Annotated in this window: 14 protein-coding genes; 2 read left to right on the plus strand and 12 right to left on the minus strand. The window is 59.6% G+C overall.

Features of this window, described 5'->3' with window-relative positions; all coding sequences use genetic code 11:
• Positions 1 to 168 precede the first annotated feature (168 nt).
• Positions 169 to 1,218, plus strand: coding sequence for a Hint domain-containing protein (locus Q0864_RS02345; RefSeq protein WP_298565748.1), 1,050 nt, complete (start codon positions 169 to 171; stop codon positions 1,216 to 1,218).
• Positions 1,219 to 1,246: 28 nt separating this feature from the next.
• Here Q0864_RS02345 and Q0864_RS02350 read toward each other — a convergent pair whose 3' ends face one another.
• The 5 genes from Q0864_RS02350 to Q0864_RS02370 form a co-directional block, all read right to left on the minus strand.
• The gene (locus Q0864_RS02350; protein ID WP_298565750.1) at positions 1,247 to 2,041 is read right to left on the minus strand and encodes a crotonase/enoyl-CoA hydratase family protein; all 795 of its coding nucleotides are present in this window, start codon (positions 2,039 to 2,041) and stop codon (positions 1,247 to 1,249) included.
• A 60-nt stretch (positions 2,042 to 2,101) separates the two neighbouring features.
• Positions 2,102 to 2,545 (minus strand): PaaI family thioesterase, encoded by a 444-nt coding sequence (locus Q0864_RS02355; protein ID WP_298565752.1) that lies wholly within the window; start codon positions 2,543 to 2,545, stop codon positions 2,102 to 2,104.
• Between the two features lie 73 nt (positions 2,546 to 2,618).
• Positions 2,619 to 3,281, minus strand: a complete 663-nt coding sequence (gene pdeM, locus Q0864_RS02360; RefSeq protein ID WP_298565755.1) for a ligase-associated DNA damage response endonuclease PdeM — start codon at positions 3,279 to 3,281, stop codon at positions 2,619 to 2,621.
• Positions 3,282 to 3,337: 56 nt separating this feature from the next.
• Entirely contained in the window at positions 3,338 to 5,752 is a 2,415-nt protein-coding gene (locus Q0864_RS02365; RefSeq protein WP_298565757.1) for a ligase-associated DNA damage response DEXH box helicase, read from the minus strand.
• Between the two features lie 116 nt (positions 5,753 to 5,868).
• On the minus strand, positions 5,869 to 7,182 hold the full coding sequence (locus Q0864_RS02370; protein WP_298566172.1) for an ATPase: 1,314 nt from the start codon (positions 7,180 to 7,182) through the stop codon (positions 5,869 to 5,871).
• Positions 7,183 to 7,304: 122 nt separating this feature from the next.
• Here Q0864_RS02370 and Q0864_RS02375 point away from each other — a divergent pair, with 122 nt between their 5' ends.
• Positions 7,305 to 8,999 carry a hypothetical protein gene (locus Q0864_RS02375; RefSeq protein ID WP_298565759.1) on the plus strand — a complete coding sequence of 565 codons (1,695 nt, stop codon included), beginning with the start codon at positions 7,305 to 7,307 and terminating at the stop codon, positions 8,997 to 8,999.
• 72 nt (positions 9,000 to 9,071) lie between these two features.
• Here Q0864_RS02375 and Q0864_RS02380 read toward each other — a convergent pair whose 3' ends face one another.
• The 7 genes from Q0864_RS02380 to Q0864_RS02410 all read right to left on the minus strand — a co-directional run bounded on the left by Q0864_RS02380 (position 9,072) and on the right by Q0864_RS02410 (position 15,854).
• Entirely contained in the window at positions 9,072 to 9,572 is a 501-nt protein-coding gene (locus Q0864_RS02380) for a prepilin peptidase (RefSeq protein ID WP_298565762.1), read from the minus strand.
• Between the two features lie 7 nt (positions 9,573 to 9,579).
• Positions 9,580 to 10,446: a tetratricopeptide repeat protein gene (locus tag Q0864_RS02385; protein WP_298565765.1), complete on the minus strand. Its 867-nt coding sequence runs from the start codon at positions 10,444 to 10,446 to the stop codon at positions 9,580 to 9,582.
• Positions 10,447 to 10,477: 31 nt separating this feature from the next.
• Positions 10,478 to 11,017 (minus strand): tetratricopeptide repeat protein, encoded by a 540-nt coding sequence (locus Q0864_RS02390; protein WP_298566173.1) that lies wholly within the window; start codon positions 11,015 to 11,017, stop codon positions 10,478 to 10,480.
• A gap of 131 nt (positions 11,018 to 11,148) precedes the next feature.
• Positions 11,149 to 12,123, minus strand: coding sequence for a type II secretion system F family protein (locus Q0864_RS02395; protein ID WP_298565768.1), 975 nt, complete (start codon positions 12,121 to 12,123; stop codon positions 11,149 to 11,151).
• A 15-nt stretch (positions 12,124 to 12,138) separates the two neighbouring features.
• Positions 12,139 to 13,107, minus strand: coding sequence for a type II secretion system F family protein (locus Q0864_RS02400; protein WP_298565771.1), 969 nt, complete (start codon positions 13,105 to 13,107; stop codon positions 12,139 to 12,141).
• Between the two features lie 3 nt (positions 13,108 to 13,110).
• Complete coding sequence (locus tag Q0864_RS02405) at positions 13,111 to 14,589, minus strand: CpaF family protein (RefSeq protein WP_298565773.1); 1,479 nt, start codon at positions 14,587 to 14,589, stop codon at positions 13,111 to 13,113.
• A gap of 14 nt (positions 14,590 to 14,603) precedes the next feature.
• On the minus strand, positions 14,604 to 15,854 hold the full coding sequence (locus Q0864_RS02410; protein ID WP_298565776.1) for an AAA family ATPase: 1,251 nt from the start codon (positions 15,852 to 15,854) through the stop codon (positions 14,604 to 14,606).
• Positions 15,855 to 16,105 lie beyond the last annotated feature (251 nt).

Below are 16,105 nucleotides of genomic sequence, written 5' to 3' on the forward strand. Positions count from 1 at the left end.
TCGGTCCCCGGATGTCAGAGATTTGATCGGCGCGCGCCTTGGTCTTTGTGGTATACTTGGTTTGAAAGCTTGGCCTGTTCGGGCCTTGACCCTGTGACACCGTGCGTGGACCTGCTGTTTTTGTGAGGGCCACGTGTTGCGCTGTCGCCAGACCGCAACGGGAATGCAATGTCTATTTCGATCTATGGTGCTTTTCGCACTGACACCACGATGTCAAACAACACGGCGACCTATGCGACCATAGGATCGACGTTTCAGATCAGCTCCTACAGCAAGATCACCATCACTGATGGCGCCGATCCCACGATCATCTCAGGTGACAGCAGCACCAACGAAACCCCCAATGATCCAACCCAGACCTTGGGCGGCAGTGCGATCACTTGGGACTATACGATCGAGGTCACGGACGGCACCAACACCTATGAGGTTGGTGTGATGGACTATGACCTTAACGGAAACGGCACAATGCAATGGCCCGGTCCCGAGCAAGGATATTTCATAGCCTTCATCGGTGACATACCGCCGTTGAACACCACGCTGACCGTTAGCTCGGTGACCAATAACGGCCCCTCAATCCCAGCAGACAGCGTCGTGATCTGCTTTGCTTCTGGCACGCTGATCGACACGCCCGAAGGCGCGTGCAAGGTCGAGCAGTTGCAGGTCGGTGATATGGTGTTGACTGCTGACAATGGGGCGCAGCCGATACGTTGGATTGGTGCCAGCGCGTTGGATCTGCGGGCTTTGGCCTTGGCGCCGAAGCTGCACCCGATCAGGATCTGCGCCGGGGCTTTGGGCGACGGGTTGCCCAAGCGTGACCTTTTGGTGTCCCCGCAGCACCGCATGTTGGTGCGTTCGCCGATTGCGGCAAGAATGTTTGGTGGTGACGAGGTGCTGATCGCGGCCAAGAAGCTGGTTGGCATGCCGGGTATCGCCGTTGACACCGTCGCGGAACCGGTCACCTATTTCCACATGCTCTTTGACAGTCACGAGGTGGTGTTTGCTGAAGGCGCGCCGGCGGAAAGCCTGTTTGCCGGGCAGGAGGCGCTCAAAAGCGTGGGTCGTGCAGCCTATGAGGAGATTATGACCTTGTTCCCTGAGCTTGCCACAGATGCCCACGCCCCCGCCATGGCGCGCCGCAGTCCGACCAAGGCCAAACAGATCGACACGCTGGTCAGGCGCCATGTCGACAATGGAAAGCCGTTGGTGGCGCATCCCTGACAAGGGGCAGCTTTGCTGCTGCTCGACCTTAATCTTTGAACTTCGGCGCGCGTTTTTGCATGCCAGCCATCACCGCTTCCATCTGGTTGGGCTTGCCCATCAAGGCTTCCTGCGCGCGGCTTTCGGCAAGCAACGTGTCTTTCCAGCCCATCAACTCGGTGTCGCGGATCAGCGCCTTGGCTGCGCGGATGGCGTCGGGGGATTTCTGCGCAATCTCGGCGGCTATCGCTTGCGCGCGCGCCTGCGGGGTGTCGGAGAGTTCCGTCACAAACCCCCAGTCCAGCGCCTGTTGTGCCTCGAACTGTTCAGCCGAATAGGTCAGCTTGCGGATCACATCCCCGCGCGCCAAGCGCCGCATCAGGACCATGCCCCCCATGTCGGGGATGATGCCCCAGCGGCCTTCCATGATCGAAAAGCGCGTATCCGGCGCGGCGATACGCATGTCCGCACCCAGCATGATCTGGAACGCGCCGCCGAACGCATAGCCATGCACGGCTGCGATCACGGGTTGTGGCATCTCTGCCCAAACCATCGCGGCAGCTTGGAACAGGTTCGAATTGCCATGCGTGCGCTCCAGAAACACGCCGCCCTGCATGGCGAACTGCGCGATTTCTGGCATCGCGGCCAGATCCAACCCGGCTGAAAACGCAGGCCCGTCGCCCGCCAGAACCACGGCGCGAATGTCTTTGCGCGCAGCAAGGGTTTCGCCTGCGGCCACGATGGCGCGGATCATTTCAAGGTCCAGCGCGTTGCGCTTGTCGGCGCGGGTCAGGGTGACGGTGGCCACTTGGTTGTCTTCAGTGATGCGGACGCGGTCGGACATGGGGATCTCCTGATTGGGCTTAGGCGCGAGTGTGCCGTTTGTCGGCAGCCGGGCCAACTGTCACGTTGCGGCAGGTGGTGTGGACACGGGAACCATCGTGCCCAGAAGTTTGGCGATCAGCGTGCGCTGGCCGTCCTGTTCGGCCCAGACATCGGCTTCGACCGGGATCAGACGGCGGCCAATGCGCAACACGCACCCTTCGGCGACCAGCCTGTCACCCTTGGCGGGCGCAAGCAGGTTGATCTTGATTTCCGAGGTCAGAACCTCGTGACCGTCGGGCATGACGGACAGCGCCGCATAGCCCGCCGCTGTGTCGCCCAACGCAAAGGTCAGGGCCGCGTGACCAAACCCGTGCTGTTGGCGCATCGTGTCCGGGATCGGTGCGGTGATCTGACAAAAGCCATACCGCAGATCGGTTATGTCAGCGCCGATCAACGTCATCAGGTTCTGTGCCGCAAAGCTGTCGCGGATTTTTGTTACGGTGTCTTGGGGTATGTCGGTCATGAGCAATCCTTTGCGTCAGCCAAGACTAACATAACCCGCGCATTGTGAACCCGGAACGCGGCGTCAAACCCGGTTAACGCGGCATCGGGATTGGCTGCGGCGGGTCACCCAGAAGGACCGCGATGGCCTCTGGCCGCATCAGGCGCGACAGGACAGAGTGGTCGGACCGCAACCCACCCGTATAGGTGCCATAGGACGGCATGATCACCCGGTCGCCGTCGAACAACATACAAGGCCTGCTGACCGTGCGCCCCTTGATGTGCAGTCGCGCCTTGGGGTGGAAATGCCCGGTGATCTCGCCCGCCGCGCCCACCCGTGCGATATGGCGAAAGTGCAGCGGAGGGTGCAACAGCTCGGCCAGATGGGTGCCCGCGAACTCAATCGGGCCGGGATCATGGTTGCCTTCGATCCAAACCCAGCGGCGCCCGGCCATGAGGCGGTTCAACCACTGCGCTTCAACCTCGGGAAGGTTGTCGGACGCCTCAAGGTCATCGAAACTGTCGCCCAGACAGACCACGGTGCGTGCGCCAGATGCCTCGATATCGGTTTGAAGACGGTGCAACGTGTCGCGCGTTTCGTAAGGGGGAAGGATCGCGTCGCCCTTGCGCGCCATGCGTTCCGATTTGCCAAGATGCAGGTCGGACACGCACAAAAGCCACTCGTCCGGCCACCACAACGCACCGGATGGCAGCAAGGTCAGCTTCACCCCAGCCAAATTAAAGTCGTACCCCTTCATATAGTCTAGAAAGTCGATTTCCCGCGTTATTGCAAGCTATTACGACGCGTGGTGCGCTATACCAGCCCGGCTTCCATCATAAGGCGATCTGCTTCGGCGCGCATTAGGGCGTCTGCCCCGGCGCCGTCCACCGGCACCTTGCCGACCTCAAGGAACAGAGGGGCGGCGAAGGGCGTCACGCGACCCGGATGAACATGGTCGATCAGCCCGCCGGTGCGTGCCAGCATTTCGTCAATCCGGCCAAAGCCGATCAGCCCGCGCATCGCCTCGTCGCGCGTGATCGACAGCAACAGGTGGTCCGGGTCGTATTTCCGGAGCGTGTCGTAAAGGATGTCGGCCGAGAACGTGGCCTGCCGCCCCGAAGATCGCTTGCCCGGCAGGTTGCGGGTGATCAGCCCGGCGATGGTGGCCGCACCCTTGAAGCTGCGTTTCATCAGGGCGTTTTCCGCAAGCCATCCGTCCAACCCGTCACGCAGGCCTGTGGCGTCCAGCGCCTGCGCCGGGTTGTCCAGATGCGACACGGACCAAATCAGCGTGGCATAGTCGGTGGCGACAAAGCCCAGCGGGCCAAGTCCCATATCCTCCATCCGGCGGGTGACCATCAGGCCCAGCGTCTGCTGCGCGTTCTTGCCCGCAAAGCCATAGATGCAGGTATGGGGCCGGTCTTCGTGGTCGAAGCTTTCGACAAGGATGCGGCCTGAGCGGGGCAGCTGGCTGACCTCGCGCTGCAGTTCGATCCAGTCCAGCGTGTGGCGGGGCAGGTCGGGCAGGGGGGTGCGCTGCAGCAGGTCAAGGATGCGCTCCGACAGCTGCGTCGAGGTCGAAAACTTGGTGCCGGAGAACACCGCGAGCTTTGGCTTGCGGCCCCGGTCGCGGCTGACTTGCACCTCCATCTCGCGCAGGGTTTCAAAGCGGACGATCTGGCCGCCCATCAGGAACGTGTCGCCGGGCACCAGCGAGGCAGCGAAGCTTTCTTCGACCTCGCCCAAAGGCTTGCCGACCGAGGCGCGCGACCGCCCCTTCAACCGCACCTTCAGCGTATCGGTGTCGATGATCGTGCCGACATTCATCCGCACCTGTTGGGCCAGCCGCGGGTCGCGCAACTGCCATTGCCCATCGGCGCGTTGCATCAGCCGCTGCCAGCGGTCATAGGCGCGCAGAGCGTAACCTCCGGTTGCCACGAAATCGAGGCAGGCATCGAAATCGGCACGGGTGAGATCCGCATAGGGGCCGGCGGTCGTCACCTCGGCGAAAAGGGCGTCGGCATCGAAAGGCGCGGCGCAGGCGGTGATCAGGATATGCTGGCACAGCACATCACGCGGGCCGGGGCCGCGCGGATCGCCGTCAAGGTCGTGGGCCAGCACAGCCTCGATCGCGGCGTGACATTCGATGACTTCCCACCGGTTAGCGGGCAGGATCAGCGCTTTTGACGGCGCATTGTATCGGTGATTGGCCCGCCCGATCCTCTGCACCAGCCGTTTGACGTTCTTAGGCGCGCCCACTTGAATGACCAGATCGACATCGCCCCAATCAAGCCCAAGATCCAGCGACCCCGTGCAGACCACGGCGCGCAATTGGCCCGCAACCATCGCGGCCTCGACCTTCTTGCGTTGTTCCAGCGCCAGCGAGCCGTGGTGGATGCCGACGGGCAGGGCGGCGTCATTGGCCATCCAGAGTTCGTGAAAGAAAATCTCGGCCTGCGCACGGGTGTTGTGGAAGATCAGGGTGGTCTTGTGTTTTGCGACCTCGTCCAATACTTCGCGGATCGCATAGCGCCCGCCGCCGCCCGACCACGGGGGCGGGGTGTCGGTGGTTAGCATTGCGATGTCGGGATCGGGGCCGGGGTCGGCTTCGATAATTTCGCACCGGGTTGGGTGCGGGGCAAGGAATTGAGCCAGCGCAGGCGGGTCTTCGACCGTGGCCGACAGCCCGACGCGTTTGAGGTCGGGGCAGAGCGCCTGCAACCGCGACAGACACAACATCAGTTGATCGCCGCGTTTGCTTTCCGCCAAGGCGTGCAGCTCGTCCACCACCACGCGCCTCAGGCCCGCAAAAATGTGCGGCGCATCCTCGTAGCTCAGCAACAGCGCGAGGCTCTCGGGCGTGGTCAGCAGGATGTGCGGCGGGTCGGCGCGTTGGGCCTTCTTGCGGGTTTGGGTGGTGTCACCTGAGCGATCCTCGACCCGGATCGCCAGCTCCATATCCTCGATGGGCGTCATCAGGTTGCGCCGCATGTCGGCGGCCAGCGCCTTTAGAGGCGAGATATAGAGCGTGTGCAATCCCGGACCGGGGGCCTCGCCCAGTTCGACCAGCGTCGGCAGAAACCCAGCAAGCGTTTTGCCGCCCCCTGTGGGCGCGATCAGCATCAAGGCCGGGTCGTTCGCTTGTTCCAGCATCCCGCGTTGATGCGGATGCGGGGTCCAACCGCGCTGGGTGAACCAGCGGTCGACATGAGGGGGCAGGGTGGTCATGTGGGCAGGATAAGCAAAGCGCTGCGCCGTGAACATGCCGCAAATGGGTTGGGCACAAAAAAGGGCGACGTGCGGCCATCCGCAAGTCGCCCCTGAATGCGTGCTGGAACAGCGTGCTAGTGCACGATTTCTTCTTCTTTCACGAACATGTTTTCCCATGCCCGGTCGATCAGTTCAGGCGTCATTTGCGGCGGAATTTTTTCGAAGCTGCAAATTGACAAGATCTGGTCGATCAGGAAGACCGGCTGGTAGTTTGCATAGATATTGTCAATCGTCGGATACTTGTTCTTCAAAAGGTGGATCAACGCATCTTGATTAAGCGGCAAGCCCTTCTTCTTTGCCACCATCGCAAAGATTTTCAGAAAGCCTTCCTGATCCGGGCCGTCGATCTTGATCTTGTAAAAGATCCGGCGCAATGCCGCTTTGTCGAAGATCTTGTTCGGGTGGAAGTTGGTCGAGAAGATGACCAGCGTGTCGAACGGCACCTCGAATTTCTCACCCGATTGCAGGGCCAGAATATCTTTGTTTTCTTCCAATGGCACAATCCAGCGGTTGATCAGCGCCTGGGGCGGATCAGCTTGGCGGCCAAGGTCGTCGACGATGAAGACGCCGCCCGAAGATTTCAGCTGCAAAGACGCCGTATAGGTCCGCGCGGTCGGGTTATAGACCAGATCCAGCATGTCCAGCGTCAATTCACCCCCGGTGATCACGGTGGGACGGTCGCACAGCACATAGCGACGGTCGTGCTTTTTCGAGGTCCGGCGCAGCGCGGCGGGATCATCGGCGGTTTCCTCGGCCGCGGTATGCACAATCGGGTCATAGACCGTGATCACCTGACCAGAATACTCAATCGCGCGCGGGACATAGATCCGGTCGCCAAGTGCGTCACGGATCCCGTTCGAGATCGAGGACTTCCCGTTACCCGGAGGGCCATACATCAGGATCGACCGACCCGATCCGACCGCCGGGCCCAACTGGTCCAGCAGGTCAGGCGGCAAGATCAGATGTCCCATCGCACCGGTCAACTGATCACGCGACATGTGGATGTTGCGGATCGACTGACGCTTGACCTGTTTGGCATAGACCGACATTGGCACCGGCATGGCGCCGAAATATTCGGACTGCGACAGCGCATCAAGCGCGCGCGCCTTACCCGAGTCAGACAGCCGATAGCCCATTTCAGAAGATTTCGATCCTGCATGAAGCGTGCCCATTGCTTCGACCAGACCGCCATCCCGGCTCATGTCGATCAGTTCCTGCACGACGCGTGCCGGCAGGCACAGAACGCGTTCAAGGTCAGAGATCTGTTCCAGATTGGTTCGGAACATGGTTTTCAGCAGGATATCCCGCATCATCACGTTGGTCAGTCCCGTCTCGGCCAAGCTCATGGCGGGCGGGGGGGCGATGATGTCCGTGTTCTGCACATTCATAGGCATGCTCGATCTTATGTTGCGGTTTTGAATCGCCCAACCATTAACTTGGCCGAACAATTACAAAGCGTTGCGTATCACCATATTGGCGCTAATTTGGCTACAAAAGAATGAGGGCAGGTATGAGCGCAAATAAAGGAAAGATTTTGGCAGCCTTTATGGCAGGGCTGTTGGGGCTCTTTGCCATTGTGACCTTTTCGAAGGGCGGTTTCTTCATCGGCAAGCATGAAGGCGACACGCTGCATCTGCTTCAGATGTTGTTGCGGATGGGGGATGGCGACTGGCCGCACCTCGATTTTGTCACCCCGATCGGGGTTCTGGCCTTTGCGCCGATCACCGTGTTTCTTGAGGCAGGTTATGGCGTCGGTCAGGCCATTCTGGCAGGCCAATTCCTTGTTGCCATTGTGTTTTTTCCAGTAGCCTGGTGGGTTGCAAAGTCGCGGTTCGAGGGGGGATGGGCGCTGCTTTTCGCAGCCACGATCCTTGTTTACGCGGTGGCGTTGGTGCATGGCGAGGCGCATGATTCCGTCTCGATCTCGATGCATTACAACCGTTGGGCCTGGGCGGCGGCGTTTTTGGCGATCACAACCACGATACTGCCGGGGCGCGAAGGCGACAATCCGCGCATCGATGGGGTGGTGGTCGGATTGGCGATGGCCGCGATGGCATTGATTAAGGTGACCTATTTCGCAGCCTTTTTCATACCGATCCTTGTTGGGCTTTTGGCGCGGGGGGCGTGGCGCACGGTGTTGTGGGCGGCTCTGACCGGCGCTGTGGCGGCTGTTGTCGTCACGCTTTGGGCGGGCACGCCGCTGTTCTGGCTGGCCTATCTGCGCGATCTGCTGAACGTGGCGGCGTCGGACGTGCGCCCGCAACCGGGTCGCGCCTTCGGTGATGTGGTCAGCGCGCCTGCCTATCTGGGCGGATCGCTGGTGGCCGTCCTTGCCGTGATTTTTCTGCGCCAAGCCGGGCGCAAGGCCGAGGGGCTGACGCTTTTGCTGCTTGTGCCCGCATTCTTCTATGTCACGTATCAAAACTTCGGAAATGATCCGCAATGGCTTTGGCTTCTGGGCATTTTGCTGTTTTCCATGCGGCCGAACGGCCCTGTCTTCAGCGGCTTTGGCTGGGATATGCAAAAAGCGATTTCCGCGGTGGCGCTGGCGGCGTTGTGTTTTGGCACGCCAAGTTTCTTGAACATGGCGGCAAGCCCGTTCCGCCACCTTGCCACGGACGTCGAGGACTACGCTGCCTTGATGCCTGGCACGGGGGTGCACGAGGATCTGCAAACCTTCGCGCCACGCGCCTATCGCGTCGATGTGCGCCGCGCATTGGATGGTCCGGACACACCTTTTGCCGCCTACTACGATGAAAAGGCGCGCGAAGATACGACCGTCACGTTCAAGGGCCGCACGTTAGAGTTCTGTTCACTGGAGCTTGGCATGGTCGCGTGGTTCAAGACCCTTGCCGATGACATCGCTGAATGGGATCAGGGGCGCGACAAGTCGCTGTTCACGGCGGACCTGTTGTCCAGCTATTGGATGTATGGCGACCTGAAGCCGCTTGAAGGTGGCGCGCCGTGGTATTACGGGGACCTGACCGGGATCGAGAATGCCGATTACCTGTTGTTGCCGCATTGCCCGCTGTCACCTGACACCAGCAAGAAAATCCTTGATGAGGTCACCGGCCAGCCTTGGTTCGATGCAGTGAAAGAGGTGCGGCGCACCGAGCTATACACGCTCTATAGCCTGCCCGGTGAACGCCCGATCAAGGTCGCGCCACCGAAAGAACCGGATGAAGAAACCTCTGCACAAGACTGAGCGTGGCCCCACGAAAAAGCCCCCGCCAAGCGATGCTTGCGGGGGCTTTGGCTTTGTTCGATCGTGGCGCGCTCAGGCGCCGGCGAAGGCTGCAATCACAAGATAAAAAATCAGCGTCGCGCCAAGGCTTAGCCCCATCGGGTAATCTCGCCGCGTCCAGCTTTCCCAGTTTGGCGTCGCGTTGCGCAATGGCGTGATTTTCTTGGCCATGCGGTGCAGCACGAAGCCCACCACAATCATCACCGCAAACAACATCAGCACGAAATACGCATCTGAAAGTGCGACGAACGGCGCCATGGCGGCGGCGAATTTGGCATCGCCTGCGCCCAGCATCCGCCCCATATTCATCACGAAACCGATCACCAGGATCACCACGAGGTGCAGCCAGCGCCACAGATATTCGTTCAGGTCGAAGGCAATCAGCCCGACGATCGCAAACACCACCGTCAGTGCCATGACGGCCTTGTTGGGGATCTTCATTCGCGACAGATCAGACCAGGCAACCCACAAGGAAATCGGAACGGCGAAGGGCAGAAACAAGGTCGCTGCCCAACTTGTCAACGCGGTCGTCATGTGCCGCTCACCCGTTCGAGACGTTGTTTTCCAGCGCTTCCAGCGCGCGCGTCGCGGCTTCGAAATGCTGTGGGTGCGTGTCGATGGCTTCTTGCAGCAGCCCTTTTCCGGTCGCTACATCGCCTTGCTTAATAGCCGACAGCGCCAAGGTGTGCAAAAGCTGCGCGCGTTCGATCTGGGTCATGGGAATGACCGGCAGGTCGTATTTGCGCTGCGCACCGCGCGCCAGAACAAGGTTGTTCTTGGCTGTGAACATCTTGTTGTCATAGTCCAGCGCCTGCGCGAACAGCTTTTCCGCCCCGCTGAAATCGGCGCGAGTCAGTTTGGAATAACCCCAGTTGTTCAGAACCGAACCGGGCTGCGTTGTCAGCCCAACCGCCGTTTCATAGTAGCTGTCAGACTTCTTCCATTCTTCATTGCTGTCGGCGATCATCGCCTCAAGCCGGTAACGGCGATAGGTTTCGTGGGTGGGCGGCACCTTGTCCAGAACCGCTTCGGCCTGATCCCAGTCGCCAGCCCGGATATAGGCATCTGCCAGACTGACACTGTCGGTTTGCGTGCCCTCGGCGCTCGCTACGATCGCTTTCCAGACCGGAATCGCTTCTGCCGGGCGCTTGGCGCGCACCAGCGATTGGGCCAAACCGCGTTTCAGGTCGATCCGATCCGGCGCACCCTTTACGGCACGTTGGAAATAGGCGGCGGCCTCGTTCGGGTCGCCCACGGTCAACATGATGTCATTGAGGTTGCTTTCGTCGATCACGTTGACATCAGCCATAGCGCGTTCGACGTCTTCGCCGCCGGATTTCGACTTATCACAGGCCGAAAGTGCGACCGCGCTGCCGAGGCAGAGCGACAAAAAGATGGGATGGCGCATGTTTGCGTCCTTTTACTGCTCGTGTCTTCGCTTAGATTTCGGACAGAAGCAGGTAATCTCCCGTTCCTCGCCGAACCAGCGCGAATGTATCATTATGCGCTTCATCATAGTCGGGATTTTCCATTTTTGCGAGCGCCAAGCGTAAATTCTCGCGAATTTGGGCAGATTGGCCACGATCCAGCCCAAACGCGATCCGAAAGACACGGGCCGCTTCGCCCGTTTGGCCGGTTTCCATCAGCACAACGCCCAAATTGTTCCATGCGGGAACGAAGGTGCTGTCCGTTTGCGTGGCCTTTCTGAGAAGCCGTTCCGCCTGTCCCAAACGGCCCAGCTGGAGGTTGGCTGACCCGATGGCAGACAGCACATCGACGGTGATGCCCTGTTCGCTGGCGGCACGCAGATAGGCCTTCAGGGCCAGTTCATGTTCGCCCGCAGCCGTCAGGCGGTGGCCAACGGTCAAGCCGTCAATGGATTCTTCGCCGCGCTTCAGGGCCGTCGGGGCATAGGGATTGCCGTCTTTTGCCGGAAACCCGTTGGGCGTCTGGCAGCTTGCCAGCGCGAGCACAATCAAAACACCAAGACCGCCACGCACGCGCAGCCGGTCTGTGGTTGATGCCAGGAAAAGGGCCGGTCGAATGAAAGCCGGTGGGGCAGGGCGGCGCGTGGTCAAAGTGCTCTCCTTCGCGCGGCCCGATGCCGGCGTCAGAACCGGACCTGCTTGAGGGTCAGATAGATGTCATAGATCGACGGACCGATCAGGATGATCAGAAGCGGCGGAACTGTCAGCATCATTGTGGCAAGTGTCATCTTGGTGGGCAAGGTATTTGCCTTCTCTTCCGCCCGCATAACCCGTTTGTCGCGCATTTCCGCGGCATAGACCCGCAACGCATCCGCGATCGAGGTGCCAAAGGTCGCAGACTGGATCATCACGGTCACAAAGCTGGCCACATCTGGCACGCCCGAGCGTTCAGACATGTCACGGAGCACCTGAATGCGGTCTTTACCAGCCTTCATTTCGTTCGAGACGATGGTGAATTCATCCGCCAGCGCCGGATAGGAGGCGCGAATTTCCTTGGAGACGCGCAAGATCGACTGGTCCAGCGATTGGCCGGCCTCAACACAGGTTAGCATCATGTCCAGCGCGTCGGGGAAACCGTTGGTGATCTCTTCCTTGCGCTCTTCGACCCGGCGCGTGACCCAGTATTTCGGCAACAGATAGCCACAGACACCTGGCACGAGGATCCACAACATCCGGGCTTGTGTCGACATTTCCTGTTCGTTGGCGGTTTTCAGGATGGTCAGAAAGACGCCAAAGATCAGCAACCCGATGCCAAGTGCAAACTGGGAAAAGTGGAACGTCCGCACGGCGTTCTTGCCGGGATAACCCGCCTGAAGCAGTTTCAACTGTATGGCTGAATATTCTTCCGCGTCCTGCGGTTCCAAAAAGGCCGAGTATTTCTCAAGCTTATTGGAGCCGGATGCGACACGCAGGTCGGCTTTTTGCCCGGCCTTCGCACCGCGTTCACGGGTTTGGCGCAGCTTGTCCAGCGGATCAACGGTGCGCTTCAACAAGAAGGGCAGAGCGAAGACGATAAACAACAGCCCCACCCCACCGACGGCGATCATCGGACCCATCGGGCCCATCAGGTCTGTCAGAATAGTGTTGATCTGTTCCATGTCCGTCTGACCCCCTCAGACCTTGATGTTTACAAGCATGCGCATGACGAAGATGTTCGCCACAAGAAAGCCGGCAACAACCAGACAGGCCGGGATGAAATAAGGCGTGTCACGCACCTTGTCGTAATAGTTGGGCTGGATCAGGTTGATCATCACCAACGCCAGAACCGGGAAGCCCGACAGGAAGTTGCCGGACCATTTCGCCTCGGCGGTGATGGCGCGGACCCGGCGAAACAGCTTGAAGCGCGACCGGATCACCTTGGCCAGACCGTCCAGAATTTCGGCAAGATTGCCGCCCGAGGTCTGTTGAATGGTCACCGCAACGGCCAGAAATCGCATGTCCTGATTATCAAGGCGTTCCGCCATCGAAGACAGGGCTTCGCCCACGTCACGGCCATAGGCGCTTTCGTCAGCGATCAGGCCCATTTCGGTGCCAAGCGGGTCGGGAACCTCTTTTGCGACGATCTGCACGGCCGACGAAAACGGGTGTCCGACGCGCAAGCTGCGCACCATCAGTTCGACGGCGTCGGGCAGCTGTTCTTCAATCATCGATGTGCGCTTCTTGGCCTTGTTGTTGATCCACATGTAGACACCACCGATGCCCATCACGATCGACACACCGATGCGCACGGGTGGCGACGCCGCAGTGGCGACGCTGAGCCCGACATAGGCAAAGACCGTCAACAGCCCCATGATCATCACCAACTGACCCGGTGTGAACGCAATTGCGGCTTTCTGGGCTTTGGTGGCAAGCAAGGAATAAAACGGAATACCCTGCGCGCGAACGTGCTGGCCCATTTCCTTGCGCAGCTTTTCCAGAACCTCTTCGCGCGCCGCGCCTTTTTCGAGCATATCGAGGCGCCGGTTCACGCGGTTGTTCAGGCTGATCGACTTGCCGAACACGGTCAAATAGATGCCTTCGACCAACAGCAGCACTGCCAGGAAGATCAGACCATAAAGGATCGGCTCAATGGAAATGGACATGGATCATTCGCTCCAGGGTTCGTAAATGGATGCGGGCAGATCATAGCCCCACTGACGGAAGCGATCAGAATAATGCGACCGCACGCCGGTCGCGTTGAAGCGTCCGATGATCTTGCCGTCGGGCGCAAGGCCCAGACGTTCATAGCGGAACACCTCCTGCATCGAGATGACTTCGCCTTCCATGCCGGTGATCTCGGTGATCGACACCATACGGCGCGAGCCATCTTGCAAGCGGCTGGCCTGAACGATCAGGTTCACAGCCGAAGCGATCTGGCTGCGCACCGCTTTCAGCGGCATCTCGATCCCGGCCATGGCGACCATGTTTTCCAGACGCGACACCGCATCACGGGCCGAGTTGGCGTGGATCGTCGTCATTGACCCATCGTGGCCGGTGTTCATGGCCTGTAGCATGTCGATGACTTCTTCGCCGCGGGTTTCCCCCACGATGATCCGGTCAGGACGCATCCGCAGGGCGTTTTTCAGACAGTCGCGTTGGCTGACCGCGCCCTTGCCCTCGACGTTCGAGGGGCGGCTTTCCATCCGGCCGACATGGGTCTGCTGGAGTTGAAGTTCGGCCGTGTCTTCGATCGTCAGAATGCGTTCCGAATTGTCGATGAAAGACGAGAGCGCGTTCAGCGTCGTCGTTTTACCAGAACCGGTCCCGCCCGATACGATGATATTCAGCCGGGTGGCGACGGCGGCCTGAAGATAGGCGGCCATCTCTTCCGAGAACGCGCCGAAATTCACCAGTTCGTCGATGCCCAGCTTGTCTTTCTTGAATTTACGAATTGAAACAAGCGATCCGTCCACCGCAATCGGCGGCACCATCGCGTTGAAGCGCGAACCATCCGCAAGACGGGCGTCGACATGCGGGTTGCTTTCATCCACGCGACGACCAACCGCCGATACGATCTTGTCGATGATGCGCAGAAGGTGGCGTTCATCCTTGAAGGTCACGTCGGTCAGTTGAAGCCGACCATCGCGTTCGACAAAGACCTGCTGCGGTCCGTTCACCAGAATATCGTTGACGGTGTCGTCTTGCAAAAGCGGCTCAAGGGGGCCAAGGCCCTTCACTTCGTCGTAGAGCTCCTGATTGAGCATCAAACGTTCGTCGCGGGTCAAAACAACGTCGCGTGTGGTCAGGAATTCTGACGTGATATCAGTGATTTCCGAACGCAGGTCTTTTTCCGAAGCGGATTCCAGCGCACCAAGGTTCAGGTTGTCCAGAAGCTCTTTGTGAAGCTCGGTCTTGATGTCGCCCAACCGCTCTTTGCGTTTGCGTTCCTTGTCGCCGGCGACCGGTTTGGCGTCTTGTGCCGGTAGTTGACGGCGCGTGACGGAATGCTTTGCCGCGGAATCCGCCGCGCTGGGCGACTTCGCCTTTTCAGGCGTCGCCTCTGCCGAACGTCCACCGTCCACCGCTTTCAGTTGCGGGGTGCCTTTGGCGGGTGTCTTGGCGGGTTTTTTGTAGCGGGAAAACATCGTGCCTCCGGGGGTCAGTTGGCTGTCGCTTCGGCCTGATTAACATCGTAAACAGACTTGGCCAGTTTCTGGATTTCCTTGCGCAACGGATTTTTCGCCGCCGCCGATGCAAGGGGTGCACCATGGTCGCCTGCCTGGGTCACGGGCTTGCCACCATCGGGCAGCTGAACCTCGATCGAGATATCCAGACTTTCCGCCAGACGCTTGACCCGCGATTTGCCAGCCAGATCTGTGAACTTCGGTGCGCGATTAAGCACATAGCGAAGCTTGTCGACGGGCAGCTCTTCGGCTTTCAGGGCCTTGATCATCCGCAACGTGTTCTGCGCCGAGCGCAAATCAAGCTCAAGCGTAGCAAAATAGACATGGGACGCGTGCAGGACCGTTTCCGTCCACTGAACCAGCGTATTGGGCATGTCGATTATGACATAATCGAAATTGCAACGCGCCATTTCGACAACCCGCTGGATATCTTCACTTGTCACCAGATCCAAAGGCAGCATGTCAGATGGCGCGGTCAGAACCTGCAACTGGTCGCCATATGTCAGCAACGCTTGCATGAAGATGTCCTGATCCATCATCTCGGTGTCGGACAGCAGTTCATAAACCGCATCGCGACGGGGCAGGTCCAGATAGGTGGCGGCGGACCCGAATTGCAGACCGAAATCCAAAAGGCACACGCGCGGTGGGTCTTTCTTATTGGTTTGGGTCAGCTCCCACGCCAAGTTAACCGCAAGTGTCGTCGCACCGGTGCCGCCAGCCATCGGGTGCACTGCCAAAATAACAGCTTCGCGGTCCCCCTTGGGCTTGAGCGTCGTGGCATGATCGCCTGCGTCCACATCGGTTTGCTGGGTGGATGCGGCGGCGCGCAAACGCGTGATCGCATCGTGCAACGCCCCTTCGGGAAGCGGGTAGGGGACGAATTCCTCGGCCCCCAGCTTCAAAAGCTGGTGCAAGGCGATCGGGCTTACCTCTTCGGCAATCACGATGACCTTGATATCTTTTTCGACGGCGGCCTTGATGACCCCTGCGACCTTTGACAGATCAGCTTCGTCCTGTTCGTCCAGCGCGATGGCCACAAATTCCAAGGCATCCGCATCGGGTTGCGCAAAGAAAGTGATGGCATCTTCCATCGTCAGGTCGCCCCAGGCTTCGCCCAGTTCGGCCTCCATGTCTTCGATCAGAAGATCGAAATTCTGAACATCCCTAGAGATCGTGCACGCGACGATCGGTTCGGGGTCTGTCTGTAGCGCAACACTGCCACTCATTGACTCATTCCTTCCAGTTCGAGCCCGCATTCAAGCATTCTGCCGTCGGGGCCTCTTTCCAGGAGAAGGTGCGCGAGTCGGATTTGCGCACGGACTGCTCCCGGCAGGCCCAAGAAGTGCCAGCCAATCTGGGCAAGATTGCGGCTGAAACGGCCAAATTATTCGTTCTTTTGGGACGATCTTGTGCTGGGCATGGCATCTGTTTCGACCTGAGGAACGGCAAAGTCATTCGTGTTAAACGGGAACCGACG

The organism is uncultured Aliiroseovarius sp., assembly GCF_947497285.1.
Classification (GTDB): Bacteria; Pseudomonadota; Alphaproteobacteria; order Rhodobacterales; family Rhodobacteraceae; genus Aliiroseovarius.

Excerpts from the sequence above, each read along its gene's own strand:
- Q0864_RS02345 (WP_298565748.1), top strand. The coding sequence starts at position 169 with ATGTCTATTTCGATCTATGGTGCTTTTCGCACTGACACCACGATGTCA.
- Q0864_RS02350 (WP_298565750.1), bottom strand. The coding sequence starts at position 2,041 with ATGTCCGACCGCGTCCGCATCACTGAAGACAACCAAGTGGCCACCGTC.
- Q0864_RS02355 (WP_298565752.1), bottom strand. The coding sequence starts at position 2,545 with ATGACCGACATACCCCAAGACACCGTAACAAAAATCCGCGACAGCTTT.
- pdeM (WP_298565755.1), bottom strand. The coding sequence starts at position 3,281 with ATGAAGGGGTACGACTTTAATTTGGCTGGGGTGAAGCTGACCTTGCTG.
- Q0864_RS02365 (WP_298565757.1), bottom strand. The coding sequence starts at position 5,752 with ATGACCACCCTGCCCCCTCATGTCGACCGCTGGTTCACCCAGCGCGGT.
- Q0864_RS02370 (WP_298566172.1), bottom strand. The coding sequence starts at position 7,182 with ATGAATGTGCAGAACACGGACATCATCGCCCCCCCGCCCGCCATGAGC.
- Q0864_RS02375 (WP_298565759.1), top strand. The coding sequence starts at position 7,305 with ATGAGCGCAAATAAAGGAAAGATTTTGGCAGCCTTTATGGCAGGGCTG.
- Q0864_RS02380 (WP_298565762.1), bottom strand. The coding sequence starts at position 9,572 with ATGACGACCGCGTTGACAAGTTGGGCAGCGACCTTGTTTCTGCCCTTC.
- Q0864_RS02385 (WP_298565765.1), bottom strand. The coding sequence starts at position 10,446 with ATGCGCCATCCCATCTTTTTGTCGCTCTGCCTCGGCAGCGCGGTCGCA.
- Q0864_RS02395 (WP_298565768.1), bottom strand. The coding sequence starts at position 12,123 with ATGGAACAGATCAACACTATTCTGACAGACCTGATGGGCCCGATGGGT.
- Q0864_RS02400 (WP_298565771.1), bottom strand. The coding sequence starts at position 13,107 with ATGTCCATTTCCATTGAGCCGATCCTTTATGGTCTGATCTTCCTGGCA.
- Q0864_RS02405 (WP_298565773.1), bottom strand. The coding sequence starts at position 14,589 with ATGTTTTCCCGCTACAAAAAACCCGCCAAGACACCCGCCAAAGGCACC.
- Q0864_RS02410 (WP_298565776.1), bottom strand. The coding sequence starts at position 15,854 with ATGAGTGGCAGTGTTGCGCTACAGACAGACCCCGAACCGATCGTCGCG.